10 protein-coding genes are annotated in these 14,627 nt (G+C 62.7%); 2 read left to right on the forward strand and 8 right to left on the reverse strand.

The window, feature by feature from the left end:
* Positions 1-237: 237 nt before the first annotated feature.
* The gene (locus tag QXZ85_RS29650; protein ID WP_315706194.1) at positions 238-1,002 is read left to right on the forward strand and encodes a phosphorylase; all 765 of its coding nucleotides are present in this window, start codon (positions 238-240) and stop codon (positions 1,000-1,002) included.
* A 28-nt stretch (positions 1,003-1,030) separates the two neighbouring features.
* Here the strand turns inward: QXZ85_RS29650 and QXZ85_RS29655 are convergent, their stop codons facing one another.
* The 8 genes from QXZ85_RS29655 to ispH form a co-directional block, all read right to left on the reverse strand.
* Positions 1,031-1,618: a TonB family protein gene (locus QXZ85_RS29655; RefSeq protein WP_315741496.1), complete on the reverse strand. Its 588-nt coding sequence runs from the start codon at positions 1,616-1,618 to the stop codon at positions 1,031-1,033.
* Positions 1,619-1,795: 177 nt separating this feature from the next.
* Positions 1,796-2,179, reverse strand: a complete 384-nt coding sequence (locus QXZ85_RS29660) for a biopolymer transporter ExbD (RefSeq protein WP_315706192.1) — start codon at positions 2,177-2,179, stop codon at positions 1,796-1,798.
* Positions 2,172-2,600: a TonB-system energizer ExbB gene (gene exbB / locus QXZ85_RS29665; RefSeq protein WP_315706191.1), complete on the reverse strand. Its 429-nt coding sequence runs from the start codon at positions 2,598-2,600 to the stop codon at positions 2,172-2,174. Before exbB ends, QXZ85_RS29660 begins: the two co-directional genes overlap by 8 nt.
* Positions 2,601-2,630: 30 nt before the next feature.
* Entirely contained in the window at positions 2,631-4,355 is a 1,725-nt protein-coding gene (locus tag QXZ85_RS29670; protein ID WP_315741495.1) for a ShlB/FhaC/HecB family hemolysin secretion/activation protein, read from the reverse strand.
* Between the two features lie 56 nt (positions 4,356-4,411).
* The gene (locus tag QXZ85_RS29675; protein WP_315764773.1) at positions 4,412-7,783 is read right to left on the reverse strand and encodes a beta strand repeat-containing protein; all 3,372 of its coding nucleotides are present in this window, start codon (positions 7,781-7,783) and stop codon (positions 4,412-4,414) included.
* A gap of 242 nt (positions 7,784-8,025) precedes the next feature.
* Positions 8,026-8,886 (reverse strand): molybdate ABC transporter substrate-binding protein, encoded by an 861-nt coding sequence (modA, locus tag QXZ85_RS29680; RefSeq protein WP_315706188.1) that lies wholly within the window; start codon positions 8,884-8,886, stop codon positions 8,026-8,028.
* A gap of 500 nt (positions 8,887-9,386) precedes the next feature.
* Entirely contained in the window at positions 9,387-10,541 is a 1,155-nt protein-coding gene (gene hpnH, locus QXZ85_RS29685) for an adenosyl-hopene transferase HpnH (protein WP_315706187.1), read from the reverse strand.
* A 34-nt stretch (positions 10,542-10,575) separates the two neighbouring features.
* The gene (gene ispH, locus QXZ85_RS29690) at positions 10,576-11,502 is read right to left on the reverse strand and encodes a 4-hydroxy-3-methylbut-2-enyl diphosphate reductase (RefSeq protein ID WP_315768759.1); all 927 of its coding nucleotides are present in this window, start codon (positions 11,500-11,502) and stop codon (positions 10,576-10,578) included.
* 461 nt (positions 11,503-11,963) lie between these two features.
* On the opposite strand from ispH, the gene QXZ85_RS29695 reads away from it, so the two are divergent.
* A complete protein-coding gene (locus tag QXZ85_RS29695; protein WP_315706186.1) occupies positions 11,964-14,555 on the forward strand; it encodes an MMPL family transporter in 2,592 nt (863 codons plus the stop codon).
* The last annotated feature ends 72 nt before the right edge of the window (positions 14,556-14,627 follow it).

A 14,627-nucleotide genomic window follows, 5' to 3' on the forward strand; every position in this document is an offset into this window, starting at 1 on the left:
GTATAACGGGCCGGGCGCTGATGAAGGCATGCCCTCCATCGCTTTCGCACAGCACGCAGGACCAAATGGCAACACCGGGCAAAAAACGCATGTCGGACGGCCGCACTGCGGCGTAAACGGGGTTTCCTGACGAATTCTTTCTGCGTAATCGTAGGATTTGTGAATGCTTCTCGCTTCGGGTGTCCCCCGCGGCGGAGAAATTGGGACAAGAGATAGCAGGGTGTCAGGGGTCGGATTGTGAAATTGGGGACGGGGGACAGAACGTCCGCGGATCGCCCGATCGATCCGCGGCCAGTCTTGGTTGTGACTGGCCTGGTACAGGAAGCCCGTATCGCGGCTGGTCCTGGGATGATGGTCATCTGCAGTTCGAGCGATCCGCAGCAATTGCGCTCGCTGCTCACCGTGTTCGACCCGACCTCGATTCGCGGCGTCATCAGCTTCGGCGTGGCTGGCGGACTGGATCCGTCACTGAAGGCCGGCGATATCGTCGTGGCGACGGAGGTCACCGCCGGTGACGCGCGCTGGTTTGCCGGGCTGTCCTTGAGCGAGTCGCATATCGCGCGCGCGGCCCTCGGCCGACGCCGGGTGGTTCGCGGCGTGCTTGCCGGGGCCGAGGAGGTCGTGGTGGCGCAGGCGCGCAAGGCGGCGCTGCGGATGAGCACGGGCGCGGCTGCGGTCGATATGGAGAGCCATATCGCGGCGGCCTATGCCACCGAATACGGCCTGCCTTTCGCGGCGCTGCGCGTGATCTCCGATCCTGCCCACCGCACGCTGCCGTCGCTGGCCAAGGACGCCATCAAGCCGAATGGCGACATCGATCTGCCGCTGATCCTGCGCGGCGTAGCGCGCAATCCCGGCGTGCTGCGGGGCTTGGTCTCGACCGGCATCGAGTTCAATCTTGCTCTGCGGTCGCTGCGCGGTTGCCGCGATTTTCTACTGAACAGCCTCTTGGGGGCTGAGGCATTTGCCGGCACCACGGAGCTTGCTGCCGCCGAGGGCTGAGTTCAGTCCCGGCCTTCGGAGCGGGACGTCAACGCTGGCGCCCGAACTCGACGGCAATGGCGATGGGCATCTCGGCCGGTGCGGGATCGAAAGGCACGCTGGCGCGAATGGTCTTCAGCGCGCTGGTGTCGAGAAGCGGTTGGCCGCTGCTGGCAACGATCTTCAGGGTTTCCGGACGGATATCTCCGCTTGGCAGAACGACGAAGGATACCTTCGCGGTGCCCTGAAGCTTGGCCTTGCGAGCGTCGTCGGGATACACCAAGTGGGCCTGCACTCTCTTCGACAACCGCGCTCCATATTCGCGGCGCAGAGCGATCTCCGCCTTGCGATCGGGCTGGACGGTATGGGCGACCTGACCCTCCTGAGCACCGGCGATGGTGTTGTCGCTGGTGCCGGCTGATTTTGTGTCGGCCTGCGGCTCCGGCTTCTGTTCCGTCGGTCGAGGCGCGGGCGGCGGCATCGCCGCATCCTGGTCATCGATCGGATGTTGTTCGGCGGCTTCCGAAGCGGGCGTTTGCGCGGGCTTCGTCGGTTCTGGCTTATCCTGCTCGACGGAGCCCTTGATCTCCTGCTGCACGATCGCTTCGGTTTGAGTGTCCGCGACGGCGCCTTGCAATTCGACCACCAGGCTCGACGGTTCGTCCGGTGGTGCGGCCCACGTGGACCAGACGTACGAAGCGGCCGGCGCGGCATGGAGCAGCAGCGAGGCTGCAAGACCATGCCAGATCGTGAACCAGGATCTTCGGCTGGTGTTGTCTGCAGGCATGGCGGTCTTCCTTCCCGGAGAACGCCGCTACCGGGACAGAGTCTGGGTCTGCACGGCGGTCTTGCTGAAGTTGAGCCGCTTGAGAAGGTCGGCGACGTCCACGAAGTTCTGGAACGGCGTGGCGCGATCGGCGCGGATCAGGAACGACGTCTCCGGCGGCAGCGCCTTGATCCGGCTTTCCAGCTCGTCCTTCGTCACCAGCGCGCTGTCGAATGCCAGCGCGCCGGTGGCGGAGATCTCGATGATGATGTCCTTGTGCTTTTCGACCTTGGTCTGCGAAGCCTGAGGCAAGGCGAGCGGAATGCGCCCGGTGGCGATGAAGTTCGCTGTCGTCAGCACCATGGTCAGCAGCACCAGCATGATGTCGACGAAGGGAATGACGTTGAGGGTCTCGAATGGTTTCTCATCCATGGGCGATCTCCCACCGCACGAGCAATACCTTGGTCTTGCGCAGCAGCGCGTTGTAGGAGACCACCGACACCAGGGCGACCACGAGGCCGACCGCGGTGGCCTTCAACGCCAGTGCAAGGCCGACCATGATCTTGCTGGCATCCGCCGAGGCATCGAGTCCCATGTTGTAGAACGTCAGCATGATGCCGAGCACGGTGCCGAGCAGGCCGATATAGGGAGCGTTGGAGGCGACGGAGGCGACGACGATGAGGCGCCGGGTCAGTTCCAGTTCAAGCGCCTTGATATTCGTGAAGCTGTCCAGATCCACGGCGCGGAAGAAGAAGATCCGCTCGAGCACGATGGCGACGACGACGACGCTCAGCGCGATCAGAACCCCGATGATGCCGTAGTCGATTGCGGCCGACAGCCATTGCATCTCCATGTGGATCTTCCCGGAGGTTGAGCGGTTTGGTCAGAAGGTCACGCCGATCTGCACCAGGGCCTTGGTGCCGCGGTCGTAAGTTTGCGCGCCGGCATTCGAGCCATAGCTGTGGGCGACCTGGGCCTTGAGCAGCACCAGCCGCCTCGGCGAATATTCGTAATTCGCGTAATAGCCGAGGCCGACGGCATTGAGTTGGGTGTAGCCCTTCTGCAGCGTCGTGAACGCCGGGTTCTCCAGCCAGACCGCACCGACATCGGTGAACAGGCCGACCGAGTGGCGATAACTCTGAATCTCGGGCAGGGCGTATCTCAGCTCTGGCGTGAACAGATAGCCGCTATCGCCGGCCAATCCCTCGTCATAGGACCGCACGCCGTAATAGCCGGTCAGGCCGAGTTGTTCGCTGGAATCCAGATTGCCGCGCAGGGATTTCTGCGCCCGGACGCTGGTCGCAAGCGACAGCCTGTCGGTGAAGGCCAGCACCGCATTGAGGTTCAGATTGATCTTGGCGAACTCGCCCGCAGTGTGGACGCCGGCGAGATTCGCCGCCCGTTGCGCCGGATCGGGAAAATCCACCGTGCCTCCGGAGATGGAAAACATCGCACTGGTGATCAATGGCAGCCCTGCAAGAGCGCCCACGGTGTCGCGGGTGACGCTGAGGAGGCCGACGTCCATGTTGCGATCGGCGATGGACACGCCGAGGACGTTGTCGTTCAGCTTCTTATGGGTGTATCCGCCTGAGATATAGATGCTCTCGTCGCGTCCGCGCAGCACGGGATAAGTCAGGGCGGCGCTGAACGCATCGGCAGTGCCGGTCGCGTTGAGGCTCCGATAGATGCTTCCGAGCGTATAGGTGGTGCGATAGGCTGCGATCTCGCCGCGCAATCCATTATAGCCAAGCGGAGCGGAATAGGCGATCCGCCCGTTCAAGAGATGTTTGTCGTCGGTCACGATCCCGAACGCCGAGAGCCGGTCGCCGAAGCCGAGCGGCGAGTTCAGGTTGATGCCGCCGGTGAGCCGGTCGCGGCCGGTGTAGGGCGAGCCGAAATTGTCAGCGAGCAGGTAGCCGTCGACGCGCCGCGCTTCCGGCACGCCGAACACGAAATCGGAGGTCTCAGGCTGCTGCCCGCGCGCGATCGCAACCCGCGGCATGGCGGCGCCGGGCAGATCGGAGGTCAGCAGCATGGCCCGTTCGAGCTCGTTCTGGTGGATGAACGGCGAGGCGGCCAGCGCCTGATCGATCACGCCGCGCAGGAAATCGTCGCGGACCAGCGACTCGTTCTTCAGGGTGATGGTGCCGTATTTGCCGACGACGATCTTGAACCGCAGCACGCCCTTGCGCGCGTTCTGGGCCGGCACATAGGTCTTGGCGACGAGATAGCCGCTGTTGCGGTAAAGCAGCGTCACCTTGTCGGCGGCCTCGTAGATTTCGGCCAAGGTGAGCCTGCGGTTCTCGTAGGGCGCCAGGATCGCGCGCAACTCGACCTCTCCCGTCAGCTTCGGGCCGTCGACCTGAATCGAGCGGACCAGCAGCTTTTCGTGGTCGTTGAGCGTGAATGGCGGGTCGACCAGCCGCGGCAGCACAGGTTCGGCATTGGTCTGAGGCGACGGCGCATGCTTGCGGGTTTCGTCCGCCTGCCGGACCGCGTCGCCAATGCCTGGTAACGTCTGTGCTTGTGTCTGTGCTTGCGTCGGTTGGGCTGAAATCAGCGTCGTGGAGAGCACGCCACAGCAAACGAGAATTGCGGCTGACTTCATGGACCAACTACCTTTGGAATTTGCTGTGATGAGGACGGCCGGTTCACCAATGGCGGTCATTGGGGCTTCTCAGCCGGCGCGTCTTTCTTGCCGCCGCCCTGCAGGTCGAACCGCTCGCCGTCGACCTCGATGCTGCGGATGGTCGCGCCCAGATCGGAACCGCCATTGCCATTGTTGCCACGGCCGCGGCGTGCAGCTAACGCGCCGGCGACTGCCGCGGTCGTGCGGCGGCGGGCGCGATCGTCGTCGGCCTTGACGCGGTTCCCGATTGTCTTGAGGCTGTCGTCCATCCTCTCGCCGGCCGGAGAGCTCGTTGCCTGCGTGCCGGCCGTGGAAGACGCCGGGTTTGGCGGTGTCGCGGCGGACGTTGCTGCATTGCTCGCCACAGTGTTGGCGGATCGCGAAGCGGCCTGGGCAGTTTGGGCAGCTGCTTCCTTGGCAGCTGCCTCCTTGGCTGCTGCCTCCTTGGCTGCTGCTTCCTTGGCTGCTGCTTCCTTGGCGGCAGCGGCCCTGGCGGCTGCCTCCGCCGCAGCCTGGGCAGCGGCATCTGCTGCGTCCTGCGCTCTGCTGGCAACGGTCGACACGCGCCCAGATCCGGCCGAGTTGGTGACGGTTGTGTTGTCGGACATGCCGACCAGGCTGCCGGTATTTGCACTGTTTGGATCGTTCGACGTGACGTTTCCCGAGGCGTGATCCCCGCTGAACGTGCTACCCTTGCCGCTCGGGAAAGCCACGCCCGTACTTCTGCCAACGAGCCCGCCGACTGCCGATCGCCCGGTAACGTTGCCCGTCGCATACGAATCCACGATGGTGACTCCGCCGGTGTCGCCCACCAGGCCGCCGACGGAACTGCTGTCTGGCGCCGTCACATTGCCGGTCGCGTGCGAGCCCGAGATGGTGCTTCCGCCGCCGAGGATGCCGACAAGGCCGCCGATGCCGCAACGGTTGTTCGGACAAGATCCCGCGGCCGCCCCTGTCACGGTAACGTTGCCGCTCGCATAGGAATCGGAGATGGAGGTGGAGCCCGAACTCGTCCCGACCAGTCCGCCGATCCCTGTGCCACCGGACACTGCGGCGACGACGGTGATGTCGCCGGTCGCGTGCGAGCCTGTGATCGTGCCCGAGTTGTAGCCGACAAGACCTCCGATGTTGAGGCTGTTCGTCGCAGAAATGGCAGTGTCCGCGTAGGAGTTGCTGATCGAACCGGATGCGCCTCCAGCGAGCCCGCCGACGGCATTGCCGCCTGTGACGGTGATTTGCGCCACATCGGAGTGGGAGTTCGAGATCGTACCGACGCTATAACCGACCAGTCCTCCGATCCCTACAACGGTCGAACTGACTGCGTTCACGGTCCCTGTTGCGTAGGTGTTGTCCAAAGTGCCGGCATTGGATCCCGCAAGCCCGCCGATGTACTGTTTGCCAGAAACTGCCGCGCTGGTCGCGTGACTATCCTTGACAGTACTGCGTGCAGACGTGGCCCCGACCAGACCGCCGACGGCAGTCGCGGTCCCGGCCACCGTGACACCATCCGCGTAGCTGCTTTGGATCACGCCGCCCGAATTGTTCCAGCCGACCAAGCCGCCCAGATTGCCGCTCCCGGATATATTCGAGGCCGCGATGTAAGAATTACTGATCGTCCCACTATTTTTTCCGGCGAGACCGCCCACAGTGCCGGCGGACCCCACAATCGTGGCATTTGTGATGCCGATGTCGTGGACTGCCGCGTTCAATCCGACTACGCCGAACAGGCCGACATTGGAGGTCGCCGCGTTGATGGTCAGGCCCCTGATGGTATGGTTGCCGCCGTCGAAAACGCCTGAGAACGCCGTCGTCAAGTTTCCGATCGGCGTGAAGCCGGCACCGCTGTTCCAGCTTGCCGTTCCGCTCGCGTCCACGTCATTGGCCAGCACGACCGAACTCCCCAACAGGGAGGTCGAGCCGATACCCTGCAGGCCGTAGATGTCGGCGATCTGATACGGGTTGGCGCTGCTGCCATCGCCGCCCAACGCACGAATGAATGTCCCGCCGGCTATCCGGAAGTCAGCCGCGCTGAAGCTTGCCAGGGCCGTGCCGACCTGTCGCCATGTGCCGCTCGCCAGCGTGAAGGTGCCGACATTGACGGCGGCGATCGTGCTGATCTGGCCGGTCGCATTCAATGTCAAGCCGCCGCTGGCGGCCGTGATGGCCGAATTGATGTTGATGCCGTTGGTGGCATTCAGCACGAGGTTTGAGTTGGTCGACCAGCTGATCGTGTCGTTGACGTTGATGTTGCCGTCCGTCCCGTTCCCGCTGGTCGAAGCAATAGTCACCGTTCCGTTGGTGGCGAGCAGGGCTGATAGGGCGGCGCCCGTGGTGTCGCCACCGCTCGATGCGATGGTGTAGCCATCCGGATCGATCAGCCACGTTCCGCTCTTGCCGCTCGGAGCCAGAGTGGTGATGACCGCGTCATCCGCGATCTTCACCTTGTTGCCGCTGGTCTCGATCGCTCCGCCGTCGCCGCCTTTCGGCGCCGAGGCGTCGAGCTTGCCCGAGACTGTGGTGGTGCCGCCGTCGGCGATCAGCTTGATCGAACCGGTTTTGGCGGCGCGCGTCTTGCCCGAGCCGCCCGTGAGGGCGGCCATGGTGCGCGCCTGGATGATGCCGGAATTGTTGACCTGCGCCGACAGCACGCCATCTGCCGCCTTGGCGGTCATGATGACTTGCCCGCCGTCGGCGATGATGGCGCGCTTGTTCTCGACCAGCGCATTCAAGGTGCCGCGGTCGATGGTGACGTCGAGCAGCGAGTTGCCGCCGAAATTGAGGGTGATCTGGCTGCCGGCGGCCATGGCGACGGTGCCGAGCCTTGCGGAAATCACGCCGTCGTTCGCAACCGTGTTGCCGAGCAGCGCGACGTAGCCGCCGCCATGGGCGTGGATGCTGCCCTGGTTGACGACGGACGCTGCCGAATTGCCGGAGAAGGTGTACTTGCCCGCCATGAAATTGGCGTTGGAGATATCGAGCGTCGACGCGACCAAGCCGCCGACATTGACCTGGGCGTTCTTGCCGAACAGAACGCCGGCCGAATTGACGATGAAAACCTGTCCATTGGCATTGAGCGCGCCCGAAATGACACTGGTCTCGTTGCCGATCACCCGGTTGAGGGTGACTGACGAACTGCCTGGCTGGTTGAAGTTGACGGTTTCACCCGTGCCGATTGAGAAGCCTTGCCAGTTGATGATCGCTTTATTGGAGGATTGATTGATGTTGGTGGTGCTTCCGGCCTGGGAGATGCCGGCTGAGCCTTCGACCACTGTGCCGCCGAGGGGAGCGGCGAATGTCGCGCGTTGTCCGATCAATAACGCCGTCACCGCAGTCATGGTGGCGAAACAAACGGGAGGCCGGCGACGCTCTGTCCGGCGGATGCGGACAGTCAGGAACTGATCGAACATCACGGAAACTCACTACTAACGACATGCGCTATATATAAGTAAACATATCGTTAAAGGAGCTGCGGTGGGTAAGTCAATACTCAGTCGGCAACACTGCTCGTCAGATACTGCTGATTTTTTCCGCCGACAGCTGTGTTCATCACAAAGGTACGCGCGCGCATGCGATCATGCCATGATGTGCCTCGAAGACGAGCTACAGCGTTGCCGAAGCAGCGCCGTAGCTCGATGCGGACGGCTGTTTGCTATGGAGTGCTGTAGCAATAGTTCGTCAGGGTGGTGATCATCTGCGACGGCGGCAACGTCGTATAATCGGTCAGATAGGCGACAAAAGCGTCAAGTTCGGTGTTCTGGTCCGTCGTGCGGGTACGCGCAATTCTGATGCCGGCTTGCACGATAGGGTTATAGTTGAAGATGACAGGAGATACGCTGGTATCGGTCGGCGGATAGACCAAGGCGCTGCCCGATGTCGGGTAGCTTCCGTTCTGGCAGATTTGCGACAAAGCCACGAAACCGACAGTCGCAGTCTGGTTCTTCACGGCGGCAAGTGTCGTGTCGATGTTGCTGTACTCGCTGACCAACGGATTGGTCGAAAGCGGCGCTGTCAGGCCGTAGCGACCGGTCAGCACCGTGTTGGCCGCGAGGCCATAGGGAGCCGTGCTCGGATTGGCGATCGCCACGTTGTGATAGGTGCTCGAATTATAGCCACAGCTTCCGCCGCTGCTGCAGGTCACGTTCACATTCGGCGTATTGCTCCAGAACACGAGCGTGCCGACGGCGTAGTTGAATGGGCTGCCGACCACCAGTGATGAATAATTGGTCGCGAGATCCTGGGGATGCGCGGTGTCGGCGGCCAGGAAGAGGTCGACGCCGAGCCCATTGCCGCCCGTGATTTGACTTTCGAGCGTGCCGGTCGCCCCGTTTTGGACGACTGTGACCGTGCTTCCAGGGTTGGCGGTCTGGAAGGCGGCGATGAGATCCGCGATCGCGCTGCTGCCGGCCTGGCCCGAATTGTAGAAATTCGATGCAACCGCAATGTTGATATTGGCTGCCTGTGCTCCGAACGACGATGTCGCCAGCAAAGCCGCGGCGAGGCCGCCTTGCATGACACGCCTTATATTATTGCCTCTGTTCAACGTGATTCCCTTTCATTTCTTTCCATGCGCCCAAGGTCAGTATCAATCCTTGGAGCCACCAACGGTAGACTCAACCCCAGGGTCTACCTAATTAGTTACATATACCGCTATAGTTGCGCTTATATGACGGTAAGCAATGCGGGTGCGGGAGATGTCGCTATATCACAGCATATATAATGGGCAGCGCGGTGCCGGCTCGCGTCGTCACGAGCTTGGATAGTGGGTCGGTGAGGCGATGATCGCGTTGGGGGGCGGGCGGCCGTGTTGCTGAGCGCCGGCTACGCTCTGCTGTCGTCGTCAGGGCGATCGAGATGTCCTGGCGGACAGCCTCCTTGGCCTGACGCATTGATGGGGGCGGGCTGAGTTGGCGCGACGGATTTCTGCTGGCACACGAAAAAAGCCGCCGGTTTGCCGAGATCGTCTCGGCAAACCGGCGGCCCGTGTGGCTCGCGGACCGTTGCGTCGTGGCTTTAGGCCGCCGTCGATGCCTTTTTCGGCTGCTGCGCTTCCAGCGCTTCGTCGCGGCGGATCTCGGACAGGCGCTTCTGCACCTCGGCCGAGAACACGTACTGCGCCGGGCGCTGCTTGGAGAGGTCGATCTCCGGTGCCATCGGGCCCGTGGTCTTGATGCCGCGCAGGCTGACCCACATCGCCTTCAGCGGGTTGGTCAGCGCGGCGTTGGCTGCCGTCGCCTCGTAACCGCAATGGGCCATGCAGTCGGCGCACTTCTCGTACTTGCCGGTGCCGTAGGAATCCCAATCGGTGGTTTCCATCAGCTCCTTGAAGGTCTTGGTATAGCCCTCGCCGAGCAGATAGCAGGGCTTCTGCCAGCCAAAGATGTTGCGGGCCGGCATGCCCCAGGGCGTGCACTCGAATTCCTGATTGCCGGCCAGGAAGTCCAGGAACAGGCCGGAGTGCATGAAATTCCACTTCTTGCCCTTGCCGCGCGCGAACACGTCGCGGAACAGCTGCTTGGTCTTGGTGCGGTTCAGGAAGTGCTCCTGGTCCGGCGCGCGCTCGTAGGCATAGCCGGGCGACATGGTGACGCCGACGCCGAGCTCGGTGGTGAAGTCGAGGAACTTGGCGATCTCCTCGGCCGGATGACCGTCGAAGACAGTGGCGTTGACGTTGACGGTGAAGCCGCGCGCCTTCGCCGCCTTGATCGCGGACACCGCGCGATCGAACACGCCCTTCTGCGACACCGCCTTGTCGTGGTGGTCGCGCAGACCGTCGAGATGCACCGAGAAGAAGAGGTAGGGCGAGGGCTCGAACAGGTCGAGCTTCTTCTCCAGGAGCAGGGCGTTGGTGCACAGCGAGACGAACTTCTTGCGCGCCACCAGGCCGCGCACGATCTCGCCGATCTCCTTGTGGATCAGGGGTTCGCCGCCGGGGATCGCCACCATCGGCGCGCCGCATTCGTCGGCGGCGTCCCAGCACTCCTGCGCCGTCATGCGACGGTTCAGGATCGCATCCGGATAATCGATCTTGCCGCAGCCGGCACAGGCGAGGTTGCAGCGGAAGAGGGGCTCCAACATCAAGACCAGCGGGTAGCGTTTGCGGCCGAGAAGCTTCTGCTTCATCAGATAGGCCCCGATGCGCAGTTCCTTATGGAAGGGGATTGCCATTGCGTGTCTTCTTTCTGGACCAAACGGATTGCGATTAGCCCGCGACCAGCTCGGCCGGCAGGCGGAATTCGATGTTTTCTTCCCGTCCCGGGAGCACGGAGACCTCGACCGGTCCGATGCGCCGCAGGGCTTCGATGACGTCGTCGACAAGAACTTCCGGCGCCGAGGCGCCGGCAGTGATGCCGACGGCCTTGGCCTCCTTCAGCCATTCAGGATTGAGCTCGCTCCCGTCTGCGATCAGATAACTCGCGACCCCGGCCTCGGTACCGATCTCGCGCAGCCTGTTCGAGTTGGAGCTGTTGGTGGCGCCGACCACCAAGATCACATCCACCAGCTTAGATAGGTCCCTTACCGCAGATTGGCGGTTCTGTGTCGCATAGCAGATATCCCGGATATCCGGACCTTGAATGTCTGTAAAGCGGGCCTGGAGGGCGGCGATGATATCCTTGGTATCATCGACGCTGAGTGTGGTCTGGGTGATATAGGCCATTGGCGTATCGGCCGGCATCGGCAATTCCGCCACCTCTGCCTCATTCTGGACCAGGTGGACCGGGCCGGGAACCTGGCCCATGGTGCCCTCGACCTCGGGATGCCCGGCGTGGCCGATCAGGACCAGGGTCCGGCCTTTGGACATGTAACGCTTGCCCTGGTTGTGGACCTTGGTTACGAGCGGACAAGTTGCATTGAGCACCGGCAGGCCCCGGACGGCTGCTTCCTCTTCCACCGAGCGGGCCACGCCATGGGCGCTGAACACGGTCACCGCCAGCGGCGGCACTTCGGAGAGGTCCTCGACGAAGATGGCGCCCTTGTTCTTCAGGTTTTCGACGACGTATTTGTTGTGCACGATCTCATGGCGCACATAGACGGGCGGCCCGTATTTCTCCAGCGCGCGCTCCACGATCTCGATCGCGCGCACGACTCCTGCACAAAAACCGCGTGGTTGCGCGAGATAGATCTGCATCGGACGTCCGTTACCCACGTTGCCTCACTGTCATCCGTCACCCCGCGGCCGGATCAACGCTTGACGGGGGTGCAATATCCACACCAGCGATGTGCCCCGGTTTAGGCCAGTTTCCGGCCGTTCAAGCGCAATGGAGGCGCAGGGCTTTGTGTCAAAATTTCCGGGAAGAGGGAAGTCTGTTTGCAAATGGCTCGCATGTGACTGGAAATACACAGTCGGATCAATTGTGGTATTTTAATAAGGATGAATAATATAAGTAATTACAACATATTATAATCTCACCCGTTCGTCACTTTACCGCCGAAGAGCGCCGCTATATCAGCCGCCCCGGGCAGGGCCGTCCGTGTGTGATCCAGCCCGCCTTCCGCAGCAGAACATCATCCTGTTGGGCTAGCCCGGACGATGGAACTCCGATAGGCAGCGGACGTTTCAGCCGAGCTCAAATATGAGAAAGTCAAGAAGTGCTCACAACTATTGTTGTCTCGATCGTCAGGGCCAGTACCCGGTTTGCATGGCCGACCTTGATTGTGGGACTCCTCCTTGCGGTGGGCGCCGGGTTTTATACGGCGCATCATTTCGTCATCAATACTGACATCAATACGCTGATTTCCCCCAATCTGGACTGGCGTCAGCGCGATCAGCAATACGAGCAGGCCTTCGATCGCGATCGCTCCATCCTTGCCGTGGTGGAAGCGCCGACACCGGAGCTGACCGGCGTTGCGGCCAACGCGCTGGTGGAGAAACTCAAGGGCGATACCACGCATTTCTCCTCGGTCGAGCCGCTCGGCACCGGCGAGTTCTTCGCCAAGAACGGCCTGTTGTTCCTGCCGACCGACGAGGTCAAGCAGTTGACCGAGCAGTTCACATCGGCTGCGCCGCTGCTCGAGATCATGGCGGGCGACCCTTCGATTCGCGGGCTGACCGGCGCGCTGGAGACCGGCCTTGCCGGCGTCAAGCGCGGCCAGGTCAAGCTCGACAGCACGGCGCGGCCGTTCGACTACATTTCGGAGACCGTCGAGACCGTGCTGAACACGGGTGACGCCACGTTCTCCTGGCGTCAGCTGATCAGCGACAAGCCGCTTCAGGACAGCGACAAGCGCGCCTTCATCCAGTTCAAGCCGATCCTCGACTACCAGGCCCTGGAGCCTGGCAAAGCGGCCACCGATGCCATCCGCCAGGCGGCGGCCGAGCTCGACTTTGCCGGCAAGTACAAGGCGCGGGTGCGCCTGACCGGGCCGGTCCCGATTGCGAACGAGGAATATGCCACCGTGCAGGAAGGCGCGGTCACCAACGGCATCGGGACCGTCGTGGTGGTGCTGGTCATTCTCTGGCTGGCGCTGCACTCGGCCAAGATCATCTCGGCCGTGTTCGTCAACTTGTTCATCGGCCTGTCGCTCACCACCGCGGTCGGGCTGATGATGGTCGGTTCGCTCAATCTGTTGTCGGTGGCGTTTGCGGTGCTGTTCATCGGGCTGGGCGTCGATTTCGGCATCCAGTTCAGCGTGCGCTACCGCTCCGAGCGCTACAAGAACGACAATCTGCCGGAGGCGCTGGCGGAAGCCGCGCGCCGTTCGGCGGTGCCGCTGTCGCTCGCGGCGATGGCGACTGCGGCCGGCTTTCTGTGCTTCCTGCCGACCGACTACAAGGGCATTTCCGAGCTCGGCGAGATCGCCGGCGCCGGCATGCTGATCGCTTTCATCTCCTCGATCACGGTGCTGCCGGCGTTCTTGAAGATCCTCAATCCGCCCGGCGAAATGGAGCCGGTGGGCTACGCGTTTCTCGCGCCGTTGGACCGCTTTCTGGAGAAGCACCGCGTGCCGATCATCGTCGGCACGCTGGGCATCGTGATCGCAGGCCTGCCGCTGCTCTACTACATGAAGTTCGACTTCAACCCGATGAACCTGCGCAACCCGAAGGCGGAATCGATCGCGACCTATCTCGATCTGCGCAAGGACCCCAACACCGGTGCCAATGCGATCGACGTGCTGACGCGCTCGGAGGCGGAGGCCAAGGCGATCGAAGACAAGCTGTCAAAGCTGCCGGAAGTGGCGCGTGTGACCTCGCTCGACACCTTCGTGCCTGCAGACCAGCCCACCAAGCTGAAGCTGATCGCACAGGGGGCGAAGGTCTTGGGGCCGGCGATCAATCCGGATCAGATCGACGCTCCGCCGACCGACCAGGAGAATGTCGAGGCGCTCAACTCGACGGTCGCCAATCTGCGCAGGACGGCGGGCGAGGATAAGGGACCGGGCGCGGTGGCCTCGCGACGGCTGGCCGACGCGCTGGCCAAGCTTGCATCCTCCAATGAAACGGTGCGCAACAAGGCGCAGGCGGTGTTCGTCGAGCCGCTCCGCATCGTGCTGGAGCAGCTGAACATGGCGCTGCAGGCCCAGCCCGTCAGCCTCAGCAACCTGCCGCACGAACTGGTCTCGCAATGGAAGAGCAAGGATGGCCTGATCCGGGTGGAAGCGGAGCCGAAGGGCGATCCGAACGATAACGACAATCTGCGCCGCTTCGCCAATGCGGTGTTGGCGGCGGAGCCGATGGCGATCGGCGGGCCGGTGTCGATTCTCAAATCCGGCGACACCATCGTAAAGGCGTTCATCCACGCCGGCATCTATGCGCTGGTCGTGATCAGCCTGCTCTTATGGGCGACGCTGCGGCGCTTGACCGATGTGCTCATGACCATCGTGCCGCTGTTGGTGGCGGGGGCTGTCACGCTCGAGATCTGCGTGCTGATCAAGCTCCCGCTCAACTTCGCCAACATCGTTGCTTTGCCGCTGCTGCTCGGCATCGGCGTGGCGTTCAAGATCTATTATGTCGTGGCCTGGCGGTCAGGCAGGACCAACCTGCTGCAGACCAGCCTCACGCGCGCGATCTTCTTCAGCGCGCTGACGACGGCGACGGCGTTCGGCAGCCTGTGGCTGTCGAGCCATCCGGGGACGTCCAGCATGGGCAAGCTGCTGGCGCTGTCGCTGGTGACCACGCTGGCTGCCGTGCTGCTCTTCCAGCCGGCGCTGATGGGCAAGCCGCGCGTGATCAAAGAAAATTAGCGCCGAAGAGCTAACCAAAAAAATGAAAGCGGTCGAGGATCTCGGCCGCTTCCACCTCTTGAGCATCGGCCC

Origin of the sequence: Bradyrhizobium sp. SZCCHNGR1005 (assembly GCF_032489995.1) — a bacterium.
In the GTDB taxonomy this organism is placed as follows: Bacteria; Pseudomonadota; Alphaproteobacteria; order Rhizobiales; family Xanthobacteraceae; genus Bradyrhizobium.

Coding starts and splice junctions, on each gene's coding strand:
- QXZ85_RS29660 (WP_315706192.1), bottom strand. CDS start 2,179: ATGGATGAGAAACCATTCGAGACCCTCAACGTCATTCCCTTCGTCGAC.
- exbB (WP_315706191.1), bottom strand. CDS start 2,600: ATGGAGATGCAATGGCTGTCGGCCGCAATCGACTACGGCATCATCGGG.
- QXZ85_RS29670 (WP_315741495.1), bottom strand. CDS start 4,355: ATGAAGTCAGCCGCAATTCTCGTTTGCTGTGGCGTGCTCTCCACGACG.
- QXZ85_RS29675 (WP_315764773.1), bottom strand. CDS start 7,783: ATGTTCGATCAGTTCCTGACTGTCCGCATCCGCCGGACAGAGCGTCGC.
- modA (WP_315706188.1), bottom strand. CDS start 8,886: ATGCAAGGCGGCCTCGCCGCGGCTTTGCTGGCGACATCGTCGTTCGGA.
- hpnH (WP_315706187.1), bottom strand. CDS start 10,541: ATGGCAATCCCCTTCCATAAGGAACTGCGCATCGGGGCCTATCTGATG.
- ispH (WP_315768759.1), bottom strand. CDS start 11,502: ATGCAGATCTATCTCGCGCAACCACGCGGTTTTTGTGCAGGAGTCGTG.